Source organism: Isoptericola halotolerans (assembly GCF_045689585.1).
GTDB classification, from domain to species: Bacteria; Actinomycetota; Actinomycetes; order Actinomycetales; family Cellulomonadaceae; genus Isoptericola; species Isoptericola halotolerans_B.
Map to the genome: position 1 here is coordinate 1298118 of NZ_CP140108.1, position 25894 is coordinate 1324011.

Consider the following 25894-nt stretch of genomic DNA (forward strand, 5'->3'; position numbering starts at 1 on the left):
AGCCGATTTCACCCGCTGGTCCCGGTCAGCTCCGCCCGTGCCGGGGCACCATCGAGAGATGGAGACCACACCACCCCTGGCGGACCGTGTGTTCGAGACCGGGGTCGCGATGATGGAGGGCCTGTCGATCTATCTCGGCGACCGCCTCGGCTGGTACGGGGAGCTGGCCGCCGCCGGTCCGCTCACGCCGGCCGAGCTCGCCCGGCGGACGCGCAGCGACGCCCGCTACGCCCGGGAGTGGTGCGAGCAGCAGGCCGCCGCCGGCTTCCTGACGATCGACGCCGGCGCGGACGACGACGCACGGCGGTTCAGGCTCGACGCCGAGGGCGCCGCGGTCTTCACCGACCCGCGCTCCACCGACTTCCTGGCGCCCTTCGTCCGGCTCGTGTCGGCGTCGGCGATCCAGCTTCCCGCGCTGGCCGCGGCGTACCGCGACGGTGGCGGCGTCTCGTGGGAGCAGCTCGGCGACGATGCGCGCGGCGGACAGGCCGACATGAACCGGCCGTGGTTCGAGCAGGTGCTTCCCGGTGAGCTCGCCGCCGTGCCGCACCTGCACGGGACGCTCAGCCGCCCCGGCGTGGCGGTGGCGGACGTCGGGTGCGGGTACGGGTGGTCGACGATCGCCCTGGCTCGTGCCTATCCCGACGCGAGGGTGGTGGGCGTCGACATCGACGCGCCGTCGGTGGAGCGTGCCCGCGCTCGTGCGGCCGAGGCGGGGGTCCAGAACGTCGAGATGGTGCACAGCGCCGGCGAGGACATCGGGGGCGGCCCGTACGACGTCGTGTTCCTCTTCGAGTGCCTGCACGACATGCCGTACCCCGTTGAGGTGCTCGCCGCGGTGCGGAGGTCGCTGGCCGACGGTGGGACGGTCGTCGTCATGGACGAGGCTGCCGACGACGTGCTCACCGCGCCCGCCGACCTCGTCCAGCGGGCGCTGTACGGGTTCAGCACGCTGTGCTGCCTCCCGGACAGCCTCAGCCATCCCGGCAGCGTGGGCACCGGGACGGTGATCCGGCGTGACGTCGTGGAGCGGTTCGCCCGCGATGCCGGGTTCACGAGCGTCGACGAGCTGCCGATCCAGGACTTCGGCTTCTGGCGGTTCTACGAGCTGCGCTGAGGCAGCGCGAAGTGCTCGCGACCGCCCTCGGCGGCGGGTCGGGGGCGTCGGTAGGGAGCGCCCCTACCGCGCGTCCGGACGGGTGGTGGCCGTGGTCGCCGTCGCGCGGTCGCGAGGCGCAGGCCACAGGGCGATCGCCAGGCCCGCCACGGTGCTCCCGGCGTGCAGGACGTTGTCCGCGGCGTTGATGTTCAGGATGTTCGTGTCGGGGTCGTTCACCACGATCAGGCCGTAGACGAAGGCCGCACCGTAGCCGATCGCAAGGATCCAGCCATACGTCCTGGCGCTTGCCGGGCGGCTCCACAGCAGCACGCCGAGCAGTCCGATGAGCAGGTGCACCACGTTGTGCAGCGGGTTGATCGCGAAGACGAGCAGGGTCTGCGAGTGGTCGTGCACCGTCCAGCCGTCGAACCCCGTGATCGCGAATCCGACCGCTCCGACGAGCAGGTAGACGATGCCGATGACGAGCGCGAGGTACTGGTGCACGCCCCGTGCGGGGCGGTCGCGGTGCGCGGTGGAGTTTCCGGCAGGTACGGCGGTCATGGTGTCCTCCTGATCGCAGGATGCTCGGGTGACCAGCACGTCGCTCCTTGACGTGTACTCCCAGGTTCCGTCCAGGACGGCCCCTTCGCATCCGGGCTCGCTCGCCCCCGCCAGATCAGGGGCCGAGCAGGCCGGGGACCTCCGCCAACCGGCGGGCCAGCTCCGAGCCGTCGGCCCCGGTGACGGTGGGCACGGCGGCTCGTTCGCCGCAGCCCTCGAGCTCCGACTCCTCGGGCCCGGCCGCCGCTCCGCCGTCCGGCGGGTTGCCCGCGAGGACATGCTCGGCAGGGTTGAGGCGGCGGATGGCGACCGCCGCGACCTGGCTCGGACGTCGTTCGACGGTGCGCGCGTAGATGCCGGTGTCGTGCTGACCGTCGTCGCCCACCAGCAGCCAGCGCACGTCCGGGAACCAGGACATGAGCAGGTCGAGGCTGGCGTTCTTGTGCGTCTGACCGCTGCGGAACCACCCGGTCATCGTGGGACCCCAGTCGGTGAGGAGCAACGGGCCCGGGGGGTAGGCGTTCCGGGCGAGGAAGGCCCGCAGCGTGGCCGCCGTGTTCCACGCACCCGTCGAGAGGTAGACGAACGGGCTCTCCGGGTGGGCCACTCGGAGCCGTCGGTAGAGCGCGGGCATCCCCGGCACGGCCCGCCGCTTGCTGGAGTGGCGGACGAACGTGTTCCACGCCGCGAGCAGCGGGCGTGGCACCGACGTGATCATCGTCGTGTCGTCGATGTCGCTCACCACGCCGAACCGGGTCTCGTCGCCGACGATCAGCAGCGGGGCGTCGGCGGTGTGCTCCAGCGCCGGAGGGTCCGTCGGCTCGGCCGCGCGCCCCGAGTCCGACGGTGCCCCGGCGTCGCTCAGCCGGGCGCGCTGCCAGCCCGGCGGCAGCGGCAGGGCGGCCGGCAGGTCCACCTGGACGTCGACATAGCCCGCCCGGTCGCTGCGCACGACCTGGTGGACGCCTCCGACCCGGACCAGGACCCGCCGGTGCGGCGCAGGCACCGTCAGGTAGTGCCGAAACCCTCGGCGCCCGGCGCGGTAGGCGTTGTCCGCGGCGACACGGCCGGGCGGTGCCAGCAGCACCCTCGCGAGGACCCGCACCCTGCGCGGGGACCCGTACCCCGAGTACGTCTCGATCCGAGGCCGCCAGCCGACGCGGCGCAGCAGCCAGCCCGCCGCCTCGTAGAAGCGGTCCTCGACCACCGCCGCCAGGTGCGGGCGCTGCGACGGGTGCGGGGTCTCGGTCATCATGCGGACATCAGACCAGGTAGCGGGCACGGGCGCACGGTGCGACGATCACTCGCATGGACCTCTCCGTGCTCACACGGCCGTCGCCCCGCACGTCGCTGCCGCGCACGCTGGCCCGGATCGTGCTCGGCCTGATGCTCGTGGGCGCGGGCGTCTCGCACCTCACCGTGGCGCGCGACGAGTTCCAGGCCCAGGTGCCGGGCTGGTTCCCGGTCGACGAGGACGTCACCGTGCTCGCGTCCGGCGTGGTCGAGATCGCGATCGGCGGGTCGCTGGTGGTGCTCTCGCGGTGGAAGGTGGCCGTCGGTCTGGTCGCGGCCGCGTTCTTCGTGGTGATCTTCCCCGGCAACGTGGCGCAGTGGCTCGAGAGCAAGGACGGGTTCGGCCTCGACACCGACGCCAAGCGGCTGGCGCGCCTGCCGTTCCAGGCGGTGCTGATCGCCGCCGCGCTGTGGTCGACGGGTGCCTGGTCGGCGCTGCGTCGCGCCGGGCGTGCGGACGACCGCTCCGACGGGTGAGCGGCGCGCGGGCTGCCTAGCATGCAGCGATGAGCGACATCGACCTGCCGGACGGCGACCACCGGACACCCGCCGGCGTCTCGGACGCGACCGTCGAGGCCCTCGGCATGCTGAGCGAGGCGCTCGAGACCGTGGAGCGCGCTCGCGGCCACCTCTACACGTTCCACCAGCTCACGGGCGAGGCCGACCTCGCCCTCGGGGACGCCGTGGACAAGCTGCGCGAGGCCGGCCACGACGACGTCGCCCGCCGGATCACCGAGGACCTCGTCGGGCGCAACGTCATCGCCGGCAGGTGGACCTTCCAGATCGTCGAGGACTACGACGACGGGTACTGGCACGCGTTCCGCGAGCACGAGCGGGCGGCGCGGGACGAGCTGGCCGGTGGCGTGCGGCACCTGGCCGAGGCGCGCATGAAGCAGGAGCGCCGCACGCACGGTCGTGCCGGTCACGAGGTGGCGCCCGGAGACGTCGGCGGCTAGGGCGTGTCCGGTGAATCGCGGAGCCAGAGAAGGATCGCGGCGATGGTGAGTTCGGAGCGGTAGTAGGCGGCGCGTTTGGTGTATCGGGTGGCCAGGGCGCGGAACTGGTGTGCCCCGGCTTCCGTGGAGTCAGATTGCTGGAATCTAGGCCACGGTGATCGTTGCTGCGTTCTCGAACTCTACGGGTGTCAGCCAGCCGAGGGCGGAGTGCCGGCGCTGGCGGTTGTGGAAGATCTCGAGGTACTCGAGGATCGCGTTGGCGAGCTCCAGGCGGGTGCGCCAGCGACGTCGATCCAAGAGCTCGACCTGCATGCGCGACCAGAAGCTCTCGATGACGGCATTGTCGTAGCAGTCGCCGATCGATCCCATCGACGGCACCAGGCCGGACTCCTTGGCCCGGGTGGTGAAGGCCCAGGAGCCGAATTGAACGCCGTGGTCGGAGTGAATGATCGTCCCGGCCGGTGGCCGGCGGTTCTCGATCGCCATGCCGAGTGCGTTGGTGACCAGGGCGGCTGTCGGTGAGGAGTCGATCGACCACCCGACCACTCGCCGCGAGCACACATCGAGCACGACGGTGCAGTACACCTTGCCCTCCCTGGTCGGGTGCACGGCGGGCGTCGGTGACCCACAGCTCGTCGACCCTCTCGCGGGCGAACTGCCGGTCGACGAGATCGGTGGAGATCAGGTCCGGGCGGGCTCGACGCCACTTCGGGCGCCCGCCCATGCCCTTGAGGCCGGCACGGGCCATGAGCATCTCCACGGCGGGGTGCCAGACCTGGACGCCGTGGCCCTTGGTCAGCTCGGCATGAACCCGCCGGGCGCCATAGACGCCTCGGGAGGCGGTGTGGATGGTGCGGATGGTCTCGGTCAGCAGCGCGTGCCGCACCCGGCGGGCCGAGGGTGCCCGCACCAGCGAGGCGTAGTAGCCCGACTCCGAGCAGCCGAGGGCCCGCACCGCGGGCTGGACCGGCAGCCCTTCACCGGCCATCACCGCGATCGCTTCGAACCGCCGTTTGGGGGCACCACCTTCCCCAGCAGCTCGCTCGCACGCCGATGGATCGCCAGTTCGGTCTCCAGTTCGGCGATCCGCTTCTTCGCGGCGGTCAGCTCGGCCTTCTCCCCACTGGTCAGGCCCGGTTCCAGGCCCTTGTCGATGCGGTCCTGGCGCCGCCAGGAGTAGATCGTCTGATCGCTGATCGCTGATCGCTGATCGCTGATCGCTGATCGCTGATCTCCCGATCTCGCGCCACGTCCGCGACCTTGCGGCCCGACTCGAGCAGGTCCAACACCTTGCGCCGGAACTCCGGCGGATACCCACGACGTCCCACGAGGCCCCTCCTCCAGGGTCAGGTGGCACAAGAATCCAGTAATCCGCCTCCACGGAACGCGGGACACACCAGAGCCTCCATCAGACCCGGGGCGCAACACTGCGCGTCGAGGTGGCGTAGGGCCGGCGAGGCGACCGACCGGTCCTCGCGCTTCTGGCCGAGGTCGACGACGTCATGCACATGTTCGCGGCACGCGACCAGATGGATGCCGACCAGGTCGGCGAACGCACCCGCGAGGGCCTGGCGGCTGCCCACTCGCGCGGACGAGTGGGCGATCGGCCGACGGTGATGTCCCCGGAACGCCTGGCGACCGGGCAGGCCTCTGATGCCGGCGCTCAGTCGATCATGTCGCCCGGCCGAAACTGCAGCTCACATGCCGCTTCCGAGGCACGTCTTGGGGTTGAGGTGGACGTGCAGGCGCCCTCCGGTGCTCGCTTGGGGGGACAGCAGGCCATGAGGTAGTCGCGGAGCCCGTCGATGCCGCGCAAGATCCCGTTCGGGTTGGCGAGGTAGTACACCGTCTTCCACTCCCGGCGCGAGACGAGGATGCCGGCGTCGCGCAGCGTCGCCAGATGTGCCGATGTCGCCGACTGTGCCAGGTCGAGGCGCTCGGCGACCTGTCCGACGGTCAGCTCTGTGTCGCCCTGGAACAGGAACATGATGTCCTGGCGCTTCTGGCTGGCCAGCGCCTTGAGAAAGGCCTGCACCTCTGCATCGAGCGGCCCGGTCGCTGAAGTCATGCCTCAAGGATGCACCGTGGATCCGCCAACCCGCCATCAGTTCGTCATTTCGCGTTGTTACGATACGATCGCCGCCATGGCCTTCATACATCGACCGCTCGTGATCATCGGTGCCGGACAGTCCGGCCTCACCGCCGCGCGCGCCGCACGCGACGCCGGACTGACCCCGCTCGTCCTGGAAGCCGGTCCCCGTGCGACCGGCTCGTGGCCGAACTACTACGACAGCCTCCGCCTGTTCTCCCCGGCCCGCTTCAGCGCCATCCCTGGCCACCGTCCCATCGAGGCCGACCCCGACGACTATCCCGGACGCGACGTCATCGCCGACTATATTGAGGGGTTCTCTGCAAGCATCGACGTCGAGGTCCGCACCAACACCCGTGTCGCCGATGTCGAGCCTGCAGAGCACGGGTACGTCGTCCACACCGCGACCGGCGAGGCGATCGAGGCGGTCGGCGTGGTCGCTGCCAGCGGATCGTTCGGCACCCCGCATCTGCCGACCTTGCCTGGCCGGAACGAATTCACCGGGAACGTGCTGCACGTGGCCGACTACCGCAACCCGGAACCGTACGTGGGTCAGCGCGTGATCGTCGTCGGTGGTGGCAACTCGGCGGTCCAGGTCGGCCACGAACTCGCCCAGGTCGCCACGGTCACCCTCGCCACGCGCCAGCCGATCAACCTGGTCGACCAGCGCCGCGACGGTCGCGACCTCCACCACTTCCTCACCGCCGGATTCGATCATCTCCCGGTGGAGTGGTTCGCCCCGTTCATCACGGGTGGCCTCGTCCTCGACATCGGCGGCTACCGCAAGAGTTTTGACGCCGGCGTGCTGGATCGCCGCCCTCTGTTCACCGGATTCGACGCGCACGGCGTCCTGTGGGCCGACGGCACCCGCGAGAGGGTTGACACGGTCCTGCTCGCCACCGGCTACCGCCCGAACCTCGGCTACCTCTCCGGGCTCGGTGCCCTCGACGAGACGGGCGCGCCCCGGCACACTGGAGGCATCTCCACCACCCGCCCCGGCCTGGCCTATGTCGGCCTCGAGTTCCAGCGCTCCTTCGCTTCCAACACTCTGCGCGGCGTCGGCGCCGATGCCGGTCACATCATGGCGCCACTGGCCGCCTACGCTGCAGGCTTCCACACCGGCCTCGTGTAGGCACCAGGTGGGCTCGAACGCCGTCGGCCAGGGTGATCGGCGCGACCGCTCTCCGCGGGCCGCGCTGATCACCCTGTGCGCCACGCAGATCATGAGCTGGGGCGTGCTCTTCTATGCCTTCCCTGTCCTCAACACCGCCATCACCGCCGACACAGGCTGGTCCGCCACGACAGTCACCGGCGCGTTCTCGACCGGCCTGGCTGTGTCGGCCCTTGCCGGTGTACCGGCTGGGCGGCTGCTCGACCGCCGCGGCCCGCGCCTGGTCATGACCGTCGGTTCGGTCCTCGCGGCCGCCTCGGTCGCCGCCATCGCACTGGCTCCGACCCCGCTGTGGTTCTTTGCTGCGTGGGCGCTCGCCGGGGTCGCCCAGGCATGCGTCTTCTACAAGCCCGCCTTCGCCGCGCTCACCGCCTGGTACGGCGACCGACGAGTTCAGGCCCTCACCACGTTGACCCTCGTCGCCGGACTGGCCAGCACCATCTTCGCGCCGCTCACCGCCGTTCTAGCCGAGCACTTGACCTGGCGCGACACCTATTTCGTTCTCGGGGCCGTCATGTGCGCCGTCACCATTCCCGCACACGCCATCGGCCTCAACCTCCCCTGGCCGTCCGAGCGCGCACGACGGGACCGAGCCGCAGCCAAGAGTGCCACGCCGACCTCACCGACGACGAGATCCGTGCTGCGCTCGAGCTCGTTCATCGCGCTCGCCGCCGTGCTGGCTCTGGCGACATTCGCGCTTTTCGCCGCCACCTTCTTCCTCGTACCACTGCTGACCGGCCGCGGCATGGACACCACCACTGCCGCCTGGGCCCTCGGCTTGTGCGGGGCGGGGCAGCTGCTCGGCCGCATCGGCTACGGCACCCTGCACAAGCACACCAGCGTCGTCTGGCGCACCGTGCTCATCCTCGCCCTCGGCGCGCTCGCCATCGCCGTGACCAGCGCCGTCGCCGCACCGGTCGTTGCAATCTTCGCCGCCACCATCGTGCTCGGTGCCGCTCGGGGCGCCTTCACCCTGCTCGAAGCCACCGCGGTCTCGGACCGCTGGGGTATCAGGGGGTTTGGTCTGCTCTACGGAGTCATCAGCGCTCCGGCCACCCTTGCCCTCGCTGTCGCACCCGCGGCCGGTGCCCTCCTCGCCAGATGGCTCGGCGGCTACACCAGCACCTTCGGGCTCCTCGCCGGACTGATGCTCACCGCCGCCCTCCTCACCCCGCTCACGGGACGTGGGACGCCGATCACGAGCCATGGTCGTTGACGCCTGACCCTGGTGTACGAACCCTCGATGTGCCGGGAGGGCATGGCCCAGCCGCAGAGTGAATCGCCCTGGGTTTGTTGGAGGCTCGTGACCTTGGAATCGAGGATGGAGCCAGGCCGAAGGAGCAGACGCCGGGCAAGCCGCAGACGCGGCGGTACTCGGATGAGGAGAAGGCCGCCGCGGTGCGGATGGTGCGGACCCTGCGGGCGGAGCCGGGGACCGAGCACGGCACGGTGCAGCGGGTCGCGACGCAGCTGGGCTACGGGGTGGAGTCGGTGCGCCAGTGGGTCAAGCAGGCCGAGATCGATGTCGGTCACGCGCCCGGGATGACCACTGCGGAGGCGCGGCGGATCCGGGAGCTCGAGCCGGAGAACCGGGAGCTGCGGCGGGCGAACGAGATGGCGGATTCAAGCGGTGGGCGCAAGTTTCTTCGGGGCGGAGCTCGACCGCCAGCACAGGAGGTAGTGGCGTTCATCGACGCCAACCGCGGCGACGTCATCGACGGCGTGCGTCTCACAGTCGAGTCCATCTGCACCGTGCTGAGCGCAGCAGGGGTGAAGGTGGCTGTGAGCACCTACTACGCCGCCAAGGCTCGCCCGCCCTCGGCGCGTGCGGTCCGGGACGCCGAGCTGGGCCCGGTGCTACGCACCCTGTGGGACGACAACTACCGGGTCTACGGGGCGAGGAAGCTGTGGAAGGCGGCACGCAGGGCCGGGCATGACGTCGGTCGTGACCAGGTCGCCCGCCTCATGCGCGGCCTCGGGATCCAGGGTGCGGTCAGGACGAAGCGGGTGCGCACCACTCGCCCGGACCCGGCCTCGGCGCGACACCCGGACCTCGTCAGGCGGGACTTCACCGCGACGGCCCCGAACCAGCTGTGGGTCACGGACCTGACCTACGTGCCCACGTTCGCCGGCATGTCCTACGTGTGCTTCATCATCGACGCGTTCTCGCGGACGATCGTCGGCTGGCGCGTTGCCGGGCACATGCGCACCGAGATGGTCCTGGACGCGATCGAGATGGCCCGCTGGTCTCGTGGCACCCGCCTGACCGGGCTGCGGTGTCACTCGGACGCCGGAGCCCAGTTCACGAGCCTGCGCTACGGCGAGCGGCTCGCCGAGATCGGTGCGACGCCATTGATCGGGACCGTCGGCGACTCGTACGGTAACGCGCTGGCCGAGACCGTGAACGGCTACTACAAGGCCGAGCTCATCCGCGGGCCTGCTAGGTCCGGGCCCTGGCGGACCGTGGAGGACGTCGAGCTCGCGACGCTGGGGCGGGTCCACTGGCACAACCACCGACGGCCGCACGGCTACCTCGGCGACCTGCCACCCGTCGAGTTCGAAGGGAAGTTCTACGCTAAGCAGCAGGGCCACGAAGCCCTGGTCGGAATCAAATGACCAGAGCCTCCATCAGACCCAGGGCGATTCACTGAGCCGGACGCGGCGGACGGCGTGCTGCCGTCTGGCGCAACCGCCTTCGACGAGGACCTCCCCGGGGTCGCCCGTCTCGATGCTGACCTTCTCTCCGCCCTCCGGCAGGCCACGGCCGACGCCGCGGACGACGAGTACACCCTCTGGATCAGCATCGGAAGGCGCTCCACCGCCTACCAGAACCACCTGCGCGAGCAGGCGGTCGACGAGCACGGCTCCGCGGAGGAGGCCGCCCGGTGGGTGGCGACGGCGGAGACGTCGACGCACGTCATCGGCGAAGCGGTCGACATCACGCCCGACGACGCCATCGACTGGCTCTCCCGGCATGGCGACGCCTACGGCCTGTGCCAGACCTATGGCAACGAGTCGTGGCACTTCGAGCTTCGTCCCGACGCCCCCGAGGACGGCTGCCCGACGCCCTACCCGGACGCGGCGCACGATCCGCGGTGGCAGCGGTGACGCCGTCAGTAGCCGGCCGGTGACCTCCCCGCGACGGACGGGCACGTGGCGAGGTGGTCGTCCACCAGTCCGCACGCCTGCATGGCCGCGTACGCCGTCGTCGGGCCGAAGAACCGGAAGCCCTCTGACTTGAGCGCCTTGGCGAGCGCCTTCGACTCGTCCGTGGCGGCGGGGGCGTCCTGCCAGGTGGCGATCCGCTCGGCGCGGGGCGGAGGGGCGAAGGACCAGAAGAGCTCGTCGAGGGTGCGTCCGGACTCGTGCAGCGCCAGGACCGCGCGCCCGTTCGCGATCGTGGCCTCGATCTTGGCGCGGTTGCGCACGATCCGGGCGTCGCCCAGCAGCCGCTCGACGTCGTCGGGCGTCATGGCGGCCACGCGCTCCGGGTCGAACCCTGCGAAGACCTCGCGGAACGCGTCACGCTTGCGCAGGATCGTCAGCCACGACAGGCCGGACTGGAACCCCTCGAGGGCGATCCGTTCGAGCAGCTCCGCCTCGCCGTGCACGGGACGTCCCCACTCGGCGTCGTGGTACTCGGCGTAGAGCGGAACGCCGTCGCCGAAGCATCGGGCGCCGGGGGCCGTCGTCGTCTCCTGGGTCATCCCCACAGCCTGACGGAGGGGACCGACACGCGGCGCCGGTTGTCCACAGGCCGACAACGACCCTCCCGCTGTGGGTGGACGACACGCCGCCGGGCCTACCGACCCAGCGGCGTGTCGTCCACCCACAGCGGGACAGGAGGCGCGAATCGGTTCGATGACAGAGAATAATTGCTGGCGGGAACAAGCCATATCCTCACCCTTGCGTGACCGAGGTGGGGCGATGTACCGTCGAACCGGTTCGCGTATAAGAGTTCAGACGACGAGGTCGAGGAGGCACGGTGGCCACCATCGGGGACGTCGCTCGTGTGGCGGGAGTCTCGCGCAGCACGGCGTCGTACGCGCTGTCCGGCAAGCGCACCATCTCGGCCGACGTCCGTCGCCGGGTCGAGGCCGCCGTCCGCGACCTCGGGTACACGCCGAACGCCGGTGCCCGTGCCCTCGCCACCTCCCAGACCCGAGTCGTCGGGCTGCTCGCCCAGTTCCTCGAGGACGAGTTCGCCCCCGCGATGCTGCAGTACATGCTCGGCGTCTCGAACACGGCCCGCGAGCTCGGCTACGACATCCTGCTGTCCACGGAGGCCGACGGCCGCAGCGCCCTGCGGCGGATGACGAACTCCCGGATGGTCGACGGGATCGTGCTGCTCAACGTCGCCGAGCACGACGACCGCCTGCCGATCCTGCGCGAGGCGCCCCAGCCCGGCGCGCTCGTCGGTCTGCCCGCCGACTGCACCGGCGTCGACGTCTTCGACCTCGACTTCGAGGACGCGGGCCGACTCATGGTGGACCACCTGCACCGGCTCGGGCACCGCGAGCTGCTGCTCGTCTCGCAGCCCGAGCGCGTCGTCGAGCGGGGCGGTGCCTACGTGTGGCGCCTGCAGAACGCCGCGGTCGAGGCGGCGCGCACGCGGGGCATCACCCTGCACGCCGAGTTCGGCTCGGCGCACCAGCCGGAGGTCGGTCGCGACCTGCACGGTCTGCTGGACGCCTACCCCCACGCCACCGGGCTGCTCGTCAACAACGAGGCCGCCGCCGCCGCGCTGCCGACCGTTCTCCACGAGCGCACGCTCACGGCGCCGGCCGACCTGTCCGTCGTCGGGCGCTACTCGGACGAGTTCGCCCGCACGTTCTCCCTGCCGTACTCCTCGATCGAGAGCGCGCCCGACCGGCTCGGCCGCATGGCCGTGCGTGAGCTGGTCCGGCGCATCGAGGGGCAGGCGGGCCCCGACGAACCGCACGTCGTCCGGTTCGTCTCGCCCGAGCTGGTCGACCGGGGGAGCACAGCACCCCCGCGAGGGGACTGATTCTCTGCACCACCTTCCGGGTGGCTCTCTCGCCGCCCATCATCGAACCGATTCGACGCGCCTTTCCGTTCAAGGAGGAACACATGATTCCCGTCACCCGCCGCCGCACCGCCCTCTCGGCCACAGCGGCCCTCGCCCTCGTCGGAGTCCTCGGCGCCTGCTCGTCCGACGACGGGTCCGGTGTCCACGCTCGCTGACACCGGCATGCTGACCACGGTCGAGGAGTTCGGCCTGGACACCTCCGCGATCGACCAGAACCTGCTCGACGCAGGCGTCGTGGACGGCAGCGCGTACGGCATCCCCATCGGCGCCAACACGCTCTCGCTGTACTACAACGCCGAGGTCCTCGAGGACGCCGGCGTCGACCCGGCGTCGATCACCGACTGGGACTCGCTGACCGCCGCGCTCGCGCAGGTCACCGACGCCGGCCACGAGGGCATCACCTTCGCGGGCATCGGCACCGAGGAGGGCTCGTTCCAGTTCCTCCCGTGGTTCTGGGGCTCCGGCGCCGACCTCACCGACCTGTCCTCCCCGGAGGCCGTCGAGGCCCTCGAGCTGTGGAAGGGCTGGCTGGACGAGGGCTACGCGCCCAACACCGTCATCAACAACTCGCAGAACACGGTGTGGGAGGAGGTCCTCACCGGTGACTTCGCCTTCGCGGAGAACGGCACCTGGCAGGTCAACAGCGCGGCCGAGGCCGAGTTCGAGACCGGCCTCGTCCAGCTCCCGGGCAAGGACGGTGGCGTGGCCCCCGCGCCGACCGGCGGCGAGTTCATCGTCGCGCCCGTCCAGGAGGACACGGCTCGCTACGACGTGACCCGCCAGGTCGTCGAGTGCATGACGACGCCGGAGGGCTTCGTCGAGACGGCGAACACCTTCGCGTACTACATCCCGCCGACGGCGGAGGGCCAGGAGCAGCTGCTCACGGAGAGTGCTGGGGACCCCGATCTCACCCCCTGGGTCGAGGCCGTGCAGAGCGCCGAGGGCCGCACCAGCGACGGTCTCGGGACCGACTACCCGCTGATCTCCGAGGCGCTGTGGACCGCCGTGCAGAACGCGCTGTCCGGTGCGGCCACCCCGCAGGAGGCGCTCGAGACCGCGCAGTCCGAGGCCGAGGCCGCCACGAGCTGACGGGCCCCCGCCCCTCAGCCACACCACCCGCGCTCGTCCTGAGCGCGACCGTCGAGAAGGACCTCTCATGACCAGCACCCCGGCAGACGTCGGGTCGCGCGGAGCGCCGCGCGGCGCGGCGGGCACCACGCCCGCCGCGCCGCCCGGCGGCCGGCGCCGACGGACGCTGAGCTCGAGCCAGTGGGCCGCGGTGGGCTTCGCCGCACCGCTCCTGGTGTACCTCGTGCTCTTCTACGCCTACCCGTTGTGGCGCAACATCGACCTGTCCGTGCACGACTACACGATCCGTGCGTTCGTGCAGGGCGACGCCGAGTTCGTCGGGCTGCAGAACTACGTCGACGTCTTCAGCTCCTCGACGTTCCCCACGGCCCTGCGGAACACCTTCGTGTTCATGTTCGGGTCGATCGCCTTCCAGTTCACGATCGGCCTCGCGCTGGCCGTGTTCTTCCGGTCGAGCTTCCGGCTGTCCAGCACCCTGCGCGCGATGTTCCTGGTCCCGTGGCTGCTTCCGCTGATCGTGTCGGCCTCGACCTGGGCCTGGATGCTCAACAGCGAGAACGGCATCGTCAACTCGGTGATCACCGCGTTCGGCGGCGAGCAGATCAACTGGCTCACCTCCCCCGACACGGCGCTGCTGTCGGTGACGATCGCGAACATCTGGCTGGGCATCCCGTTCAACCTCGTGATCCTGTACTCGGGGCGAGAACACGATCGCCCTGCGTGCCGAGGAGGTGCCGAACTGGGACGGCGAGACCTCTGCCTCCGAGACCTGGCCGGCCGACTACCTGCTGCGCTCGCAGTGGGCGCCGATCGTCGACCGGATCACCGTCTCGCCGCTCGCGGCACCGGTCGAGGTCGCGCCGGAGCACCCGGTGTGGGACGCCTCGACGGTGTACACCGCGGGTGACCGGGTGATGCACGAGGGTGCGGTGTTCGAGGCGACGTGGTGGACGCGGGACGCCGAGCCGGGGTCGTCGCCGTGGGGGTCGTGGCAGGAGATCGCCTCGACGGACGACGGCACCGCGGTGTGGACCGAGTCGCGGATCTTCGTCGCGGGTGACGTCGTGGAGCACGACGGCGAGACGTACACCGCCCAGTGGTGGACGCGGAACCAGGAGCCGGGTGCCTCGGCGTGGGGTCCGTGGGAGCTGACCACCGGCTGACCGCCCTGGCGGAACCCCTGAACCGCCACCCGTGCCGCTGTGGGTATGAAATCTCCGGATCTCGACGCGAGTTCTTCGGAGATCTCATACCCACAGCGGCACGGGGGTTCCGGGGAGCTCAGGAGCGGGTCAGCACCAGCGCGGCTGAGTGCCCCCCGAACCCGAACGCGTCGACCAGGGCGACCTCCGCCGTCGTCGTCCGCGCCTCGGTGACGACGTCCAGGTCCGCCTCCGGGTCCAGCGTGGAGGTGTGCAGCGTCGGCGGCACGACGCCGTCGCGCATGGCCCCCAGCGCCGCCAGCGCCCCGAGCGGGCCGGACCCGCCGAGCAGGTGCCCGGTCGAGGCCTTCGTCGCCGTCACCGGGGCGCCCACCCCCACCGAGCGCAACGCCCGCACCTCGTTGAGGTCGCCGGCCGGCGTCGAGGTCGCGTGGGCGTGCACCAGCCCGACGTCCGACGGCGTCAGCCCGGCCGAGCGCAGCGCCAGCTCGATGGTGCGGGCCTGGTTCCGGGGCTCGCCACCGACGATGTCGTGCGCGTCGGAGGTGAGGGAGAAGCCCTCGACCGCCCCGAGGATCCGTGCTCCGCGGGCGCGGGCGTGCGACTCCTCCTCCAGGACGACCATCGCGCTGCCCTCGCCCATGACGAAGCCGTCCCGCTCGGCGTCGAAGGGGCGTGACGCCGACGCAGGGTCGGTCTGCGTGGACATCGCCCGGGCACGCGAGAACGCCGAGACCACCAGGTCGAGGACGCTCGCCTCCACCCCGCCGCACACGTACATGTCGGCCTCGCCGGCGAGGATCGCCTGCCGGCCCGTCCCGATCGCCTCGGAGCCCGCAGCGCACGCCGTCACCGGTGCCCGCGCCCCCGCCTTCGCGGCGAGGTCGATCGACAGCCAGGCCGCCGGGCTGTTCGCCATCACCATGGTCACCGCGTGCGGGGACACCGCCCGGTGCCCGCGCTCGTCGAGCAGCGCGTGCTGGGCCAGCGTGGTGCCGTACCCACCGTTTGCGGTCCCGACGGCGACGCCGAGGCGCTCGGGCTCGATCTCCGGGCTGCCGGCGTCGGCCCAGGCCGCACGGCCGGCGACGAGGGTCAGCTGGGCGACGCGGTCCATCCGGCGCACCTCGCGCACCGTCAGGGCGTCCGCGAAGGCGTCGTCGACGCGGGCGGCGACGTGCACGGGCAGCCCCTCCGCCCAGGGTTCCTTGAGTGCTGTCACCCCGTCGACCCCGCGGCGCATGCTCGTCCAGGTCTCGGTTGCCGTCAGTCCGAGGGGCGAGACCGCCCCGATCCCGGTGATGACTGCTCGTCGCACGTGTGCTCCATCTCTCGTCAGGTGCCCCCTGCGCGATGGTGCGCATGTTTTCACGGGCAACAGGACGGCGCCACAGCGGCGCGCCCCGGGCGGGCCACGGCCTGCTCGGGGTGGGGTTCAGCGCCCGCACCCCTCCTCGAACGCCGCCAGCGCCGGAGCGCTGAACAGTACGAACCGGACCTCGTCGACCGCGGCCGGGTTCTCCGCGTCCCAGGTCCGGACGGCGTCGACGGCCACGCGGGCGACGTCCTCGACGGCCCAGCCGTACGCCCCCGCGCTCACCGCGGGGAACGCGACGCTGCGTGCCTTCGCGTCCGCCGCGGCCGCCAGCGACGCCGTGAAGCACGAGGCCAGCAGCGCCGGGTCGGTCTCGCCCCGGTGCCGGTTCGGGCCGACGGTGTGGACGACCCACGCCGCCGGGAGGTCGAAGCCCGGGGTCACGACGGCGTCACCGACCCCGAGGCCGTCGGGCAGGGTGCTCCGGCGCAGCTCGCGGCAGGCGTCGAGCAGCCGGGGGCCGGCGGCGGCATGGATGGCGCCGTCGACCCCGCCGCCGCCGAGCAACGTGGAGTTCGCGGCGTTGACGATCGCATCGGTCGTGGAGGCGGTGAGGTCGCCGTGCTCGAGGTCGATGTCCATCGGTGCTCCTCGCGGTGGTCGGCGGGTGCGTCCTGCGCGTTCCCCTCCGACGTTAGCGGCTCGGAGGTTCCCCCGGGGCGGGGCCGGTCGACTCGCGGACGATGAGCTGCGGGCTGATCGCGGTGCGGTGCACGGGGCGGTCGGGATCGGCGACGCGCTTGGCGAGCAGGTCCACGGCGGCGCGTCCGACGGCGTCCCGTGGCGGCCGCACGGCCGTCATGGCCGGGCTGAACAAGCCTGCCACCTCGTCGTCGTAGGCGACGACGGACAGGTCGCCCGGGACGGCCAGGCCGCTCTCCATGGCCCGCTGGGCCACGATCGACGCCTCCGCGTCCGCGTGGACGAGCAGCGCCGTCGTCCCCGAGCGCACCACCGTGGCGACGACGTCGTCCACGACGCCGGGGAACTCGGGCGAGAGCCGGTCGGGGGCGAGCCGCTCGAAGTGCTCCTCGCTCGTCAGCCCCAGGTCGGCGCAGGCCGCGCGCCAGCCCGCGGCGACCTTGCGCGACGTCGGTGATTCCCGGGACAGCACCAGGCCGACGCGGCGGTGCCCCAGACCCGCGAGGTGGTGGACGGCCATGAGGGCGCCGAGCGCGTGGTCCGAGACGACGGACTCCAGGACCTCACGGTGCGGTCCGAGCGTCGCCTCCCGCTCCACGAGCACGTGCGGGATCTCGGAGTCCACGAGCCACCGCGCGACCTCGGCGCAGCGGCTCCCGTCGACGCGGGGGGCGACGACCAGCCCGCGCACGTTCTCGATCTGCGCGAGGCGCTCCAGGGCGGGTCGCTCGTCGTCGGCCTCGTAGGACGACCCGCGCAGCACCACGCGCAGGCCGTGCTGCCGGGCCTCGGCCTCCATGCCGCGGACGACGCCGGGCCAGTAGTAGTCGAGGGACGGGACGAGGATGCCGACGGCGCCCGCGGGCCCGCTACGCGCGTCGCTGCTCGGCGCGGGCGCCTCGGTCGTTCCGGTCGTGCCCGTCGAGTCGGTCGTGCCGACCGGGTCGCTCGCGTCGCCCCCGGTCGGGACCGCGCCGCCGTGCACCCGCCGCAGCAGGCCCTCCTGCTCGAGCTGGACGATGTCGCGGCGCACGGTCACCGCGGTCACGTCGAGCTCGGCCGTGAGGTCGGCGACGCGGACGACGCCGTCCCGGTGCAGCGCGGCGAGCAGGCGTGCACGGCGCTCGGCGGGCAGCGTGGAGCGATGGTCGGTCCCGGAACTCACTCGTCCTCCTCGGTCGGTGTCCGACAGCGTCCCACGTCCGCGCGGACGTGCCGACGACCGGTTGTGAGCGGACCGGACCCTTCTGTGGGTAGTGCACCTCGGGCCACCCGAGATCTCGAATGAACCTGTTCGGATCGGGACTGAGTGATCAGGAGCGATCTCCCAGCCGAGCGGGCTCCGGCGCGGTCGAAGCGGACCGCTGCCGGTCCTTCAACGGGGCAGGATCACCATGAGACCACGACGTGCCACGGGCCGCCGTCTCGGGACTGCTCGCGGCTTCGCCCGCCGGGGCCGTAGCGGCCGGGCCCGCCGCGGCGGAGGAGCAGCCCGCCGCCGACACCGAGATCGTCGCCGCGGGGGGTCTCTGGGAGCTGACCGCCGGCTGACGTGCGCTGACCCCCTGACGCGGCACAGGGGCACAGCGGCACGGGGGCACGGGGGCACTCAGCGGCGCACGGGACCTGTGGACTCGCGGACCATGAGCCGCGGGCTGATCGCCGTGCGGTGGCCGGGCCGGGCCGGGTCGGCGAGCCGTTTCACCAGCAGGTCCACGGCAGCGTGCCCGACGGCGTCGCGCGGTGGCCGCACGGCCGTCATCGCCGGGCTGAACAGGTTCGCGACCTCGTCGTCGTAGGCGACGATCGACAGGTCCCCGGGTACGGAGAGGCCACGGTCCATCGCGCGCTGGGCGACGCCGGACGCCTCCGGGTCGGAGTGCACGAGCAGCCCTGTCACCCCGGAGGTGAGGGCGGTGTCGACCACCTCGTCGACCACGTTGGAGAACTCGGGCCGGTTGCGGTCGGGAGCGAGCCGCTCGAAGTGCTTGAGGCCCAGCTCGTGGCAGGCGGCCCGCCAGCCTGCGGCGATCTTGCGCGAGGTCGGCGACTCGCGGGAGAGCACGAGACCGACGCGGCGGTGCCCCAAGCCGGCCAGGTGGTGGACGGCCACGAGCGCGCCGGCCGCATGGTCGGAGACCACGGCCTCGAGAGGGGCACGGTACGGACCGTGGGTGGCCTCCCGTTCGACCAGGACGTGGGGGACGCCCGAAACGGCCAGCCAGTCGACGACGTCGCCCGCCGTCGGGCTGTCCATCCGGGGCGCGCAGATGAGGCCGCGGACCCCGTCGACCTCGACGAGGTGGCGCAGCGCGGGTCGTTCGTCGGCGGTGTGGTAGGAGGACCCGCGCAGCATGATGCGCAGGCCGTGCCGGCGGGCCTCGGCCTCCATGCCGCGCACCACGCCGGGCCAGTAGTAGTCGAGCGAGGGCGCGAGCACGCCGATCGTGGCGGCGTGGGGCACTGTGCGCCGAGTGGGGGCGCCGTCGTCGTCGCTCCCACGGTCGGTGAGCCGCGAGGCCGGACCGGGGCCGCTAGTGACAGCGCCGCCGTGCACCCGCGTGAGGCGGCCCTCGCGTTCGAGGCGGGCGATGTCCCGGCGGACGGTGACCGCGGTGACGTCGAGCTCGGTGGTCAGGTCGGCGACGCGGACGACGCCGTCGCGGTCGAGCACGTCGAGCAGGTGCGCCCGCCTTTCGGCGGGCAGCGGGCCCCGCGGGGACTCGGAGGTCACCGGACCTCCTGGGGTGCGGGCGCCGAGGTCGGGCCGGTCCGCGCGACCCGCACCCGAAGCGAGCGTCGTGCGGTGACGTCCAGGTCGAGCCGGGTCAGCCGGGCACCCCGGACGTCGCGCAGCATCGGGTCGTCCGGCTCCCGCTCGGCGGTGGTGGCGGTGACGTCGACGGGCCCGGTCAGCTCGAGCGACGGTGCCCCGTCGAGGGGGCAGACGACGGCGCGCCGCCCGGGGTGGCGGACCTCGAGGAGGTCGCCGAGCACGTGGTCGGTCCAGGCGATCTGGGCGACGACGTCACCGGCCGCAAGGTCGAGGTGCGGGTCGGCCACGGTGGCCAGGACGGCGCCGAGGTCGCGGGCGGCGCGGGCTGCGACGGCTGCGGCGGTGCGGCGCAGGTTCGGGGCGAGGGCCGCGGCGAGCGGCCCGGTGCGACGGTCGGTCCCCATCTCTCCTCATCGAGATCGGCATCGGGATCAGTTCCAGCAGCGAAACGATCGGAAACGATCATCACAGTACAGCAACATGGTTGACACAGCGAGAATGCGACCTATTTACTTCGAACGTGATCGGTCATGGATGACCGATCACGATCGCCACCGTCGGCGATCCCGCTGCGACGACGAGGACGAGATGACCGAGCCGACGACGCTGTCACCCGCCTACAGGGCTGGTGAGCTTTCCCGGGACCAGTGGGCCGCTCACGCGGACCGGTTGCTGGCCGCCGTGTCCCCCTTCACCTCCCCGGGCGGCGCACTCGTGACGTTGCCCGGTGTCGAGGGGGGCTACGGCCGGGCGATCGATGGCCTCGAAGGCTTCGCCCGTACGTTCCTGCTCGCCGGGTTCCGGCTCGTGGGGGAGCGCGGCGAGGACCCGCACGGGTACGCCGAGCGGTTCGCCGCCGGGATCGCCACCGGTACCGAACCGTCGTCGCCCGAGCGCTGGCGGCGGCTGTCCGAGCACGGCCAGGCCAAGGTCGAGGCCGCCTCGATCGCGCTGATGCTCGACATGACCCGCCCCTGGATCTGGGACCGTCTCGACGCCCGCGTCCAGGAGCAGGTCGTGGACTACCTCGTCGAGGCCGTCGGCGACGACACCTACCCGCGCAACAACTGGGTCTGGTTCCGCCTCGTGGTGCAGACCTTTCTCCGGTCGGTCGGCGGCCCCTGCTCGCTCAACGAGATGCGCGCGGACCTGGCCACGCACGACAGCTACGTCCGTGCCGACGGCTGGCTCGCCGACGGCGCCGATCGTTCCTACGACCACTACAACGGCTGGGCGCTGCACCTGTACCCGACACTGTGGGCACGGATGGCCGGAGCCGAGGACCTCGCCGCGACGCGTCGCGCGCAGGACGCCGAACGGCTCGACCGCTTCCTGCACGACGCGCTCGCCCTGGTCGGCGGCGAAGGGTCGCCGCTCCTCCAGGGCCGGTCACTGACCTACCGCTTCGCCGCCGCCGCGCCGTTCTGGGTCGGCGCGATGGCCGAGGTCCCCACGCACTCGCCGGGCCGGCTGCGCCACGCCGCCTCCGCCGTCGTCGGGCACTTCGCCTCACACGGCGCCCCCGACGACGACGGCCTGCTCACCCTCGGCTGGCACCACGCCTGGCCGCGGATCGCGCAGTCCTACTCGGGGCCCGGCTCGCCGTACTGGGCGAGCAAAGGGATGCTCGGGCTCGCGCTGCCCGCCGACCACCCCGCCTGGACCGCACCGGCCGAGCCGCTGCCCGTCCAGGAGGCCGACGTCCTGCGGGCGATCGCCGCGCCCGGCTGGATCGTCAGCGGCACGCTGGCCGACGGCGTCGTGCGGGTCGTCAACCACGGCACCGACCATGCCCTGCCCGGCGACGACGTCGGCGACTCGCCGCTGTACGCCCGACTCGGCTACTCGACCGCCACCAGCCCTTGGCTGGATGAGGAGAGCTGGGCCTCGCCCGCCGAGCAGTCCGTGACCCTCCTCGACGCCGCCGGAAACGCCTCCCACCGGGCCGGGTTCGAGGTGCTCCGCGCCCCGCAGGTCGAGGGCGACGCCGCTGCAGCCGTGGGGGTCGCGGCCTCTCGCGCCCATGCCCGCTGGCTCGACCCCGAGCCGGGTCAGCGCGACCACGGCTCCGGACGCCGCGGCGCGACGACGCCCGCCGGCACCCTGACCACCGTCTCGATGGTGCGCGGGCCCTGGGAGGTGCGGTGCGTGCGCGTCGAGGACGTGCGCGAGGGCGCGGCCCCCGTCGCGCTGCGACTCACCGGCTGGCCCACCGTCGACGGCGACGGGCTGGACTCCCGGCTGGCACCGCTGGTCGGGAGCTGGACCGGCGGCACCGCGACCCGCGACGGCGCCAGCCCGCTCGGCGACGGGGCCCGGGTGCCGTCCCTCGACGGCGCGGTCGAACCGGGCCGCTGGCTCGCCGCCCTGCTGACTCTGCGGCGCACGACTCCCGACCCGGCGGCGGAGCAACCCGCCACCTGCACGCTCGACGGCACCGACGCCGTCGTCCGCTGGCCCGACGGCGTCACCACGACGACGCGACTGGTCTGACCCGTACGACCCCTGTCACGACGGCCCGACGAAGGGCCGTCCACTCGAAGGAGAGAACAGCGATGAAGCGCACGATACCCACCGCTGCCGGTGCAGCTGTCGCGGTCGCTCTGGCCCTGACGGCCTGCAGCAACGGCGGAGGCACGGGCGGGAGCGACGACGCGGTCGCCGTCTCCGGCGAGCCCGTCACCCTCACGATGGCCGGGTGGAGCCTGTCCACCACGCCGGAGTTCCAGCAGCTGGCGGACGCCTACCACGAGGAGAACCCCGACGTCACCGTCGAGCTCGCCGAGTACGACGCCGCCGAGTACGACACCCAGCTCACTGCCGACCTCGCCGCCGGCGCGGCGCCGGACATCTACCCCCTCAAGATCCTGAAGAACCTGACGAGCTATCAGGAGGGCGGTCAGCTCCTGGACGTCAGCGACGTCGCGGAGAACCTCGACCCGGTCACCGGCGGCACGGGATCCTACGAGATCGACGGCACCAGCTGGGCCGTGCCCTACCGGCAGGACTCCTGGATCCTGTACTACAACGAGGACCTCTTCGAGCAGGCCGGCGTCGACGAGCCGGACGGCTCGTGGACCTGGGACGACTACACGACCGCCGCGCAGGACCTCACCAGCGGTCTCGAGGGGGCCAGCGACGCCTTCGGCACCTATCAGCACGCGTGGCAGTCGGTGGTGCAGGGCTTGGCCCTCGCCCAGACCGATGGGGCAGATCTGACCAGCGGCGACTTCGGCTACCTCAAGCCGTTCTACGACCGCGCCGTCGACCTGCAGGACAGCGGTGACCAGGTCGACTATGGCACGGTCACGACGAACCAGCTCACCTACCAGGCGCAGTTCGGCACCCAGCAGGCCGCCATGATGCCGATGGGGTCCTGGTACGTCGCCACGCTCCTCGCGCAGCAGGAGTCGGGCGACGCCGACGAGTTCAACTGGGGCATGGCGCCGATCCCGCAGGTGGACTCCTCGACCACCGGCATGGACGCCACCCCGGTGACGTTCGGCGACCCCACCGGCCTGGGCGTCAACGCGGCCATCGACGAGGGCAAGGTCGCCGCGGCCAAGGACTTCCTGTCCTTCGCCGCCGGTGAGGGCGGCGCGACGGCGCTCGCCGAGATCGGCATCACGCCTGCCTTGCTGAGTGACGGCGTCATCGACACGTACTTCGGCCTGGACGGTGTGCCCACCGACGAGCTGTCGAGGTTCGCGTTCGCGACCCACGACACCGTTCCGGAGAACCCGGTCGACCCCGACACCGCCGCCATCCAGAACATCTTGGGGGACGCGCACTCGGAGATCATGTCCGAGTCGTCGTCCGTGGCCGACGCCCTGTCCGCTGCCGAGGAACGTTTCACGGCCGAGGTCGGCTGAGACAGGCAGGCCCGCCGACGCAGCGCGGTGAACCGACCACCAGGTGCACCTCCCGATGGTGCCGCGACGACCGCGGCACCATCGGGGTACGCCCGCCGAGACACAGGAGTCCCCCATGGCGACCACCGCCGTCGACGACCGCACCAGCGGTCCCCCAGGTGCCCTTCCGGGTGCGCCGACTGGCCCCCGCCGACGCCGGCCGGGCAGCCGGCTCAAGCGGCGCAACACCCTCATCGGGTGGAGCTTCATCCTGCCGAACTTCGTCGGGTTCGCGCTGCTGACCCTCATCCCCGTGGTGACGCTGTTCTACCTGTCCCTGACGGAGTGGAACGTGTTCGGCGGCGCCGAGTGGGTCGGCCTCGACAACTTCACCCGGCTGGTCGGCGACCCCAGCTACCGCACCGCGCTGTGGAACACGATCTACTACTCGGCCGTGCACATCCCGGCCACGCTGGTGGCGTCGATGTGCCTGGCGCTGCTGCTCAACCGCAAGCTGCGCGGTGTCGCGTTCTTCCGCACGGTCGCGTTCTTCCCGTACATCACGTCGATCGTGGCGATCGCGGTGGTGTGGAACATGCTGTTCAGCCCGGAGTACGGGCCGATCAACCAGTTCCTGACCTTCCTGGGGGTCGACGACCCGCCCGGCTGGACCACGTCGGCCGACTCCTCGATGCCCGCGGTGATCATCGTCGGCGTGTGGCGCGAGATGGGCTACTACATGCTGCTCCTGCTCGCGGGGCTGCAGACGGTGCCCCCCGAGCTCTACGAGGCGGCGCGTGTCGACGGTGCCGGGCCGTGGTCCCGGTTCTGGAACGTCACGCTCCCGTGCCTGCGCCCCACCTTGTTCTTCGTCACCGTGATCCTGACGATCAACAGCCTCAAGGTCTTCGACCTCATCCTCGTCATGACCGACGGCGGCCCCGGGCAGTCGACGCTGGTGCTGAGCCAGTTCATCTACGCCAAGGGCTTCGAGGAGAACCAGTTCGGGTACGCGTCCGCCGTCGCGGTGACGCTGTTCTTCCTCTGCATCGCCGTGACGATCGTCCAGTTCCTCTGGAACCGAAGGAGGGACGCCTGATGGCTGCCGTCTCCCCGTCCGTCGACCCGTCGGCCACGCCGCTGCGGCCCGCCCAGGTGCGGGCACGGTGGCGACGCCAGGTGTCCCGCGTGGCCGGCTACACCGCGCTGGCGGTGGCCGCCGCCGGGATCCTGCTGCCGTTCGTGTGGATGGTGATCTCCTCGCTGAAGGAGAACAACCAGGTCTTCACGGTGCCGTTGCAGTGGATCCCCGACCCGTTCGTGTGGCAGAACTACCTCGACATCTGGGCCAAGTCCGACATGACGACGTGGATCAAGAACACCCTGGTCCTGTCGGTGGGCGTGACGTTCCTGCAGGTGCTGACCGGGAGCTTCGCGGCCTACGGGTTCTCCAAGATGCGGTTCCCGGGCCGTGACGCGCTGTTCCTGCTCTACGTGGCCACGATCGCCGTGCCGTGGCAGGCGTACATGATCCCGCAGTTCGTCATGCTCTCGAACGTCGGGCTCTCCAACACGCTCTGGTCGATCCTGGCGCTGCAGACCTTCAGCGCGTTCGGCGTGTTCCTCATGAAGCAGTACTACGAGTCCATCCCCGAGTCGCTCAGCGAGGCCGCCCGGATCGACGGGATGAGCGAGTACGGCATCTGGCGGCGGATCATCCTGCCGCTGTCGACCCCGGCCATCGCCAGCCTGACGCTGCTGACCTTCGTCAACACGTGGAACGACTACCTGGGGCCGCTGATCTACCTGCGCAGCCCCGACCTGTGGACGCTGCAGCTCGGCCTGCAGACGTTCGTCGGGCAGTACAACGCGGAGCACGCGCTCATCATGGCGGGCTCGGTCATCTCCGTCCTGCCGATCGCCGTGATCTTCCTGTTCGGGCAGAAGTTCTTCGTGCAGGGCATCGCGACGGCGGGGGTCAAGGGATGACGGCAGCGCTCAGCCCAGAGGGCCACAGGACGAGCGCGACGAGCCCTCGCCCCGAGCGGCGCCGTCGGCTCGTCGGCCAGGAGACGTACGAGACGGTGTTCGGCACCGTGTACGTCGGGCTGGCGACCAACGCGATGCTCGTCGTGGCCTGCCTGCCGGTCCTCGTGCTGCTGCTCGCCACGGACCCGACCGTGTCCTGGCCGGCGCTCGCGATGCTCTCCCCGCTCGTCGCGCCCGCCCTGGTCGCCGCGTTCGCCGTCTTCGCCGCGCTGTCGGCCGACGGGTCGACGACGGCGGTGCGCACCTTCTGGCGCGCCTACCGCCGCCACGCCCGGCGGGCGCTGGCGATCGGTGCGACGACCAGCGCCGCCGTCGTCGTCCTCGCGGTCGACGTCGCCGCCGTGTGGGGCGCCCGCATCGGCGCGGCGGCGATCCCCGTCTTCGTCACCCTCATCGTCCTGACGGTGCTCACCGCCGTCGTGGCGCTCGCGGCCGTGCCCGAGCTGCCGGGCGTCCGGCTGCGGGACCTGCTGCGCACCAGCCTGTACCTGGCCGTGCGTCGCTGGTACCTCAGCCTCTCCGCCCTGGCCGTGCTGGGCCTCCTCGCCGGCATCGTCGCCACGCGGCCCGCCGTCGGCCTGGGGTTCGTCGCCGCCCCGCTGCTCTTCGTCGTCTGGGGCGGGTGCCGGTTCGCGCTGCGGTCCGTCGTGACCGACGGCGGTCCCCGGCTCGCGTCCGACGCCGCCTCCTGAACCATCCCGAAGGCGCACCACGGTGCGCCGGAAAGCGA

At 71.7% G+C, this 25894-nt stretch carries 26 protein-coding genes and 1 pseudogene; 17 read left to right on the forward strand and 10 right to left on the reverse strand.

The genetic code is table 11. The annotated features are described in order from the left end of the window. The first annotated feature begins 58 nt into the window (after window positions 1–58). Window positions 59–1117: a class I SAM-dependent methyltransferase gene (locus tag UQW22_RS06125; protein WP_407320019.1), complete on the forward strand. Its 1059-nt coding sequence runs from the start codon at window positions 59–61 to the stop codon at window positions 1115–1117. A gap of 63 nt (window positions 1118–1180) precedes the next feature. Here the strand turns inward: UQW22_RS06125 and UQW22_RS06130 are convergent, their stop codons facing one another. Together UQW22_RS06130 and UQW22_RS06135 are read right to left on the reverse strand one after the other, a co-directional pair. Beyond that, window positions 1181–1660 (reverse strand): DUF4383 domain-containing protein, encoded by a 480-nt coding sequence (locus UQW22_RS06130; protein WP_407320020.1) that lies wholly within the window; start codon window positions 1658–1660, stop codon window positions 1181–1183. A gap of 115 nt (window positions 1661–1775) precedes the next feature. Further along, window positions 1776–2915 (reverse strand): App1 family protein, encoded by a 1140-nt coding sequence (locus UQW22_RS06135; protein ID WP_407320021.1) that lies wholly within the window; start codon window positions 2913–2915, stop codon window positions 1776–1778. Between the two features lie 53 nt (window positions 2916–2968). Here UQW22_RS06135 and UQW22_RS06140 point away from each other — a divergent pair, with 53 nt between their 5' ends. Then, window positions 2969–3430 (forward strand): hypothetical protein, encoded by a 462-nt coding sequence (locus tag UQW22_RS06140; protein ID WP_407320022.1) that lies wholly within the window; start codon window positions 2969–2971, stop codon window positions 3428–3430. Window positions 3431–3459: 29 nt separating this feature from the next. After that, window positions 3460–3909 carry a hypothetical protein gene (locus UQW22_RS06145; protein ID WP_407320023.1) on the forward strand — a complete coding sequence of 150 codons (450 nt, stop codon included), beginning with the start codon at window positions 3460–3462 and terminating at the stop codon, window positions 3907–3909. A 144-nt stretch (window positions 3910–4053) separates the two neighbouring features. Here the strand turns inward: UQW22_RS06145 and UQW22_RS06150 are convergent. Both UQW22_RS06150 and UQW22_RS06155 read right to left on the reverse strand, forming a co-directional pair. Then, a pseudogene (locus UQW22_RS06150) lies at window positions 4054–5237 on the reverse strand (IS3 family transposase). A 335-nt stretch (window positions 5238–5572) separates the two neighbouring features. After that, window positions 5573–5977: an ArsR/SmtB family transcription factor gene (locus UQW22_RS06155; protein ID WP_407320024.1), complete on the reverse strand. Its 405-nt coding sequence runs from the start codon at window positions 5975–5977 to the stop codon at window positions 5573–5575. A gap of 16 nt (window positions 5978–5993) precedes the next feature. Between UQW22_RS06155 and UQW22_RS06160 the strand changes: the two genes are divergently transcribed. The 4 genes from UQW22_RS06160 (at window position 5994) to UQW22_RS06175 (ending at window position 10277) form a co-directional block, all read left to right on the forward strand. Further along, window positions 5994–7130 (forward strand): flavin-containing monooxygenase, encoded by a 1137-nt coding sequence (locus tag UQW22_RS06160; RefSeq protein WP_407320025.1) that lies wholly within the window; start codon window positions 5994–5996, stop codon window positions 7128–7130. A 7-nt stretch (window positions 7131–7137) separates the two neighbouring features. Next, the gene (locus UQW22_RS06165) at window positions 7138–8385 is read left to right on the forward strand and encodes an MFS transporter (RefSeq protein WP_407320026.1); all 1248 of its coding nucleotides are present in this window, start codon (window positions 7138–7140) and stop codon (window positions 8383–8385) included. A 98-nt stretch (window positions 8386–8483) separates the two neighbouring features. Continuing rightward, complete coding sequence (locus tag UQW22_RS06170; RefSeq protein WP_407320733.1) at window positions 8484–9785, forward strand: IS3 family transposase; 1302 nt, start codon at window positions 8484–8486, stop codon at window positions 9783–9785. 54 nt (window positions 9786–9839) lie between these two features. After that, window positions 9840–10277 (forward strand): D-alanyl-D-alanine carboxypeptidase family protein, encoded by a 438-nt coding sequence (locus UQW22_RS06175; protein ID WP_407320027.1) that lies wholly within the window; start codon window positions 9840–9842, stop codon window positions 10275–10277. Window positions 10278–10282: 5 nt separating this feature from the next. Here the strand turns inward: UQW22_RS06175 and UQW22_RS06180 are convergent, their stop codons facing one another. After that, window positions 10283–10876: a DNA-3-methyladenine glycosylase I gene (locus UQW22_RS06180; RefSeq protein WP_407320028.1), complete on the reverse strand. Its 594-nt coding sequence runs from the start codon at window positions 10874–10876 to the stop codon at window positions 10283–10285. A 278-nt stretch (window positions 10877–11154) separates the two neighbouring features. Here UQW22_RS06180 and UQW22_RS06185 point away from each other — a divergent pair, with 278 nt between their 5' ends. From UQW22_RS06185 to UQW22_RS06200, 4 genes are all read left to right on the forward strand, one after another. After that, window positions 11155–12177, forward strand: coding sequence for a LacI family DNA-binding transcriptional regulator (locus tag UQW22_RS06185; RefSeq protein WP_407320029.1), 1023 nt, complete (start codon window positions 11155–11157; stop codon window positions 12175–12177). A 180-nt stretch (window positions 12178–12357) separates the two neighbouring features. Beyond that, window positions 12358–13308 (forward strand): extracellular solute-binding protein, encoded by a 951-nt coding sequence (locus tag UQW22_RS06190; RefSeq protein WP_407320030.1) that lies wholly within the window; start codon window positions 12358–12360, stop codon window positions 13306–13308. A gap of 67 nt (window positions 13309–13375) precedes the next feature. Further along, the gene (locus tag UQW22_RS06195) at window positions 13376–14215 is read left to right on the forward strand and encodes a carbohydrate ABC transporter permease (protein WP_407320031.1); all 840 of its coding nucleotides are present in this window, start codon (window positions 13376–13378) and stop codon (window positions 14213–14215) included. After that, entirely contained in the window at window positions 14199–14471 is a 273-nt protein-coding gene (locus UQW22_RS06200) for a carbohydrate-binding protein (RefSeq protein ID WP_407320032.1), read from the forward strand. The genes UQW22_RS06195 and UQW22_RS06200 overlap by 17 nt, the downstream gene beginning before the upstream one ends. A gap of 118 nt (window positions 14472–14589) precedes the next feature. Here UQW22_RS06200 and UQW22_RS06205 read toward each other — a convergent pair whose 3' ends face one another. The 3 genes from UQW22_RS06205 to UQW22_RS06215 all read right to left on the reverse strand — a co-directional run bounded on the left by UQW22_RS06205 (window position 14590) and on the right by UQW22_RS06215 (window position 17653). Then, a complete protein-coding gene (locus tag UQW22_RS06205; protein ID WP_407320033.1) occupies window positions 14590–15789 on the reverse strand; it encodes a beta-ketoacyl-[acyl-carrier-protein] synthase family protein in 1200 nt (399 codons plus the stop codon). Window positions 15790–15906: 117 nt separating this feature from the next. Beyond that, window positions 15907–16428 (reverse strand): O-acetyl-ADP-ribose deacetylase, encoded by a 522-nt coding sequence (locus tag UQW22_RS06210; protein WP_407320034.1) that lies wholly within the window; start codon window positions 16426–16428, stop codon window positions 15907–15909. Window positions 16429–16480: 52 nt separating this feature from the next. After that, window positions 16481–17653, reverse strand: coding sequence for a substrate-binding domain-containing protein (locus UQW22_RS06215; protein WP_407320035.1), 1173 nt, complete (start codon window positions 17651–17653; stop codon window positions 16481–16483). A gap of 242 nt (window positions 17654–17895) precedes the next feature. Here UQW22_RS06215 and UQW22_RS06220 point away from each other — a divergent pair, with 242 nt between their 5' ends. Next, window positions 17896–18039, forward strand: a complete 144-nt coding sequence (locus UQW22_RS06220; RefSeq protein WP_407320036.1) for a hypothetical protein — start codon at window positions 17896–17898, stop codon at window positions 18037–18039. Window positions 18040–18097: 58 nt separating this feature from the next. Here the strand turns inward: UQW22_RS06220 and UQW22_RS06225 are convergent, their stop codons facing one another. Continuing rightward, a complete protein-coding gene (locus tag UQW22_RS06225) occupies window positions 18098–19222 on the reverse strand; it encodes a substrate-binding domain-containing protein (protein ID WP_407320037.1) in 1125 nt (374 codons plus the stop codon). Next, window positions 19219–19668 (reverse strand): hypothetical protein, encoded by a 450-nt coding sequence (locus UQW22_RS06230; RefSeq protein ID WP_407320038.1) that lies wholly within the window; start codon window positions 19666–19668, stop codon window positions 19219–19221. The genes UQW22_RS06225 and UQW22_RS06230 overlap by 4 nt, the downstream gene beginning before the upstream one ends. Before the next feature lie 184 nt (window positions 19669–19852). Between UQW22_RS06230 and UQW22_RS06235 the strand changes: the two genes are divergently transcribed. The 5 genes from UQW22_RS06235 (at window position 19853) to UQW22_RS06255 (ending at window position 25856) form a co-directional block, all read left to right on the forward strand. Continuing rightward, window positions 19853–21757: a DUF2264 domain-containing protein gene (locus UQW22_RS06235; RefSeq protein WP_407320039.1), complete on the forward strand. Its 1905-nt coding sequence runs from the start codon at window positions 19853–19855 to the stop codon at window positions 21755–21757. A gap of 62 nt (window positions 21758–21819) precedes the next feature. Continuing rightward, window positions 21820–23136: an extracellular solute-binding protein gene (locus UQW22_RS06240; RefSeq protein ID WP_407320040.1), complete on the forward strand. Its 1317-nt coding sequence runs from the start codon at window positions 21820–21822 to the stop codon at window positions 23134–23136. Window positions 23137–23251: 115 nt separating this feature from the next. After that, a complete protein-coding gene (locus UQW22_RS06245; protein ID WP_407320041.1) occupies window positions 23252–24214 on the forward strand; it encodes a carbohydrate ABC transporter permease in 963 nt (320 codons plus the stop codon). Further along, a complete protein-coding gene (locus UQW22_RS06250; protein WP_407320042.1) occupies window positions 24214–25104 on the forward strand; it encodes a carbohydrate ABC transporter permease in 891 nt (296 codons plus the stop codon). The genes UQW22_RS06245 and UQW22_RS06250 overlap by 1 nt, the downstream gene beginning before the upstream one ends. Beyond that, the gene (locus UQW22_RS06255) at window positions 25101–25856 is read left to right on the forward strand and encodes a ferredoxin-NADPH reductase (RefSeq protein WP_407320043.1); all 756 of its coding nucleotides are present in this window, start codon (window positions 25101–25103) and stop codon (window positions 25854–25856) included. The genes UQW22_RS06250 and UQW22_RS06255 overlap by 4 nt, the downstream gene beginning before the upstream one ends. The last annotated feature ends 38 nt before the right edge of the window (window positions 25857–25894 follow it).

Coding starts and splice junctions, on each gene's coding strand:
- UQW22_RS06125 (WP_407320019.1), top strand. CDS start 59: ATGGAGACCACACCACCCCTGGCGGACCGTGTGTTCGAGACCGGGGTC.
- UQW22_RS06130 (WP_407320020.1), bottom strand. CDS start 1,660: ATGACCGCCGTACCTGCCGGAAACTCCACCGCGCACCGCGACCGCCCC.
- UQW22_RS06135 (WP_407320021.1), bottom strand. CDS start 2,915: ATGATGACCGAGACCCCGCACCCGTCGCAGCGCCCGCACCTGGCGGCG.
- UQW22_RS06140 (WP_407320022.1), top strand. CDS start 2,969: ATGGACCTCTCCGTGCTCACACGGCCGTCGCCCCGCACGTCGCTGCCG.
- UQW22_RS06145 (WP_407320023.1), top strand. CDS start 3,460: ATGAGCGACATCGACCTGCCGGACGGCGACCACCGGACACCCGCCGGC.
- UQW22_RS06155 (WP_407320024.1), bottom strand. CDS start 5,977: ATGACTTCAGCGACCGGGCCGCTCGATGCAGAGGTGCAGGCCTTTCTC.
- UQW22_RS06180 (WP_407320028.1), bottom strand. CDS start 10,876: ATGACCCAGGAGACGACGACGGCCCCCGGCGCCCGATGCTTCGGCGAC.
- UQW22_RS06195 (WP_407320031.1), top strand. CDS start 13,376: ATGACCAGCACCCCGGCAGACGTCGGGTCGCGCGGAGCGCCGCGCGGC.
- UQW22_RS06210 (WP_407320034.1), bottom strand. CDS start 16,428: ATGGACATCGACCTCGAGCACGGCGACCTCACCGCCTCCACGACCGAT.
- UQW22_RS06230 (WP_407320038.1), bottom strand. CDS start 19,668: ATGGGGACCGACCGTCGCACCGGGCCGCTCGCCGCGGCCCTCGCCCCG.
- UQW22_RS06235 (WP_407320039.1), top strand. CDS start 19,853: ATGACCGAGCCGACGACGCTGTCACCCGCCTACAGGGCTGGTGAGCTT.
- UQW22_RS06240 (WP_407320040.1), top strand. CDS start 21,820: ATGAAGCGCACGATACCCACCGCTGCCGGTGCAGCTGTCGCGGTCGCT.
- UQW22_RS06245 (WP_407320041.1), top strand. CDS start 23,252: ATGGCGACCACCGCCGTCGACGACCGCACCAGCGGTCCCCCAGGTGCC.
- UQW22_RS06250 (WP_407320042.1), top strand. CDS start 24,214: ATGGCTGCCGTCTCCCCGTCCGTCGACCCGTCGGCCACGCCGCTGCGG.
- UQW22_RS06255 (WP_407320043.1), top strand. CDS start 25,101: ATGACGGCAGCGCTCAGCCCAGAGGGCCACAGGACGAGCGCGACGAGC.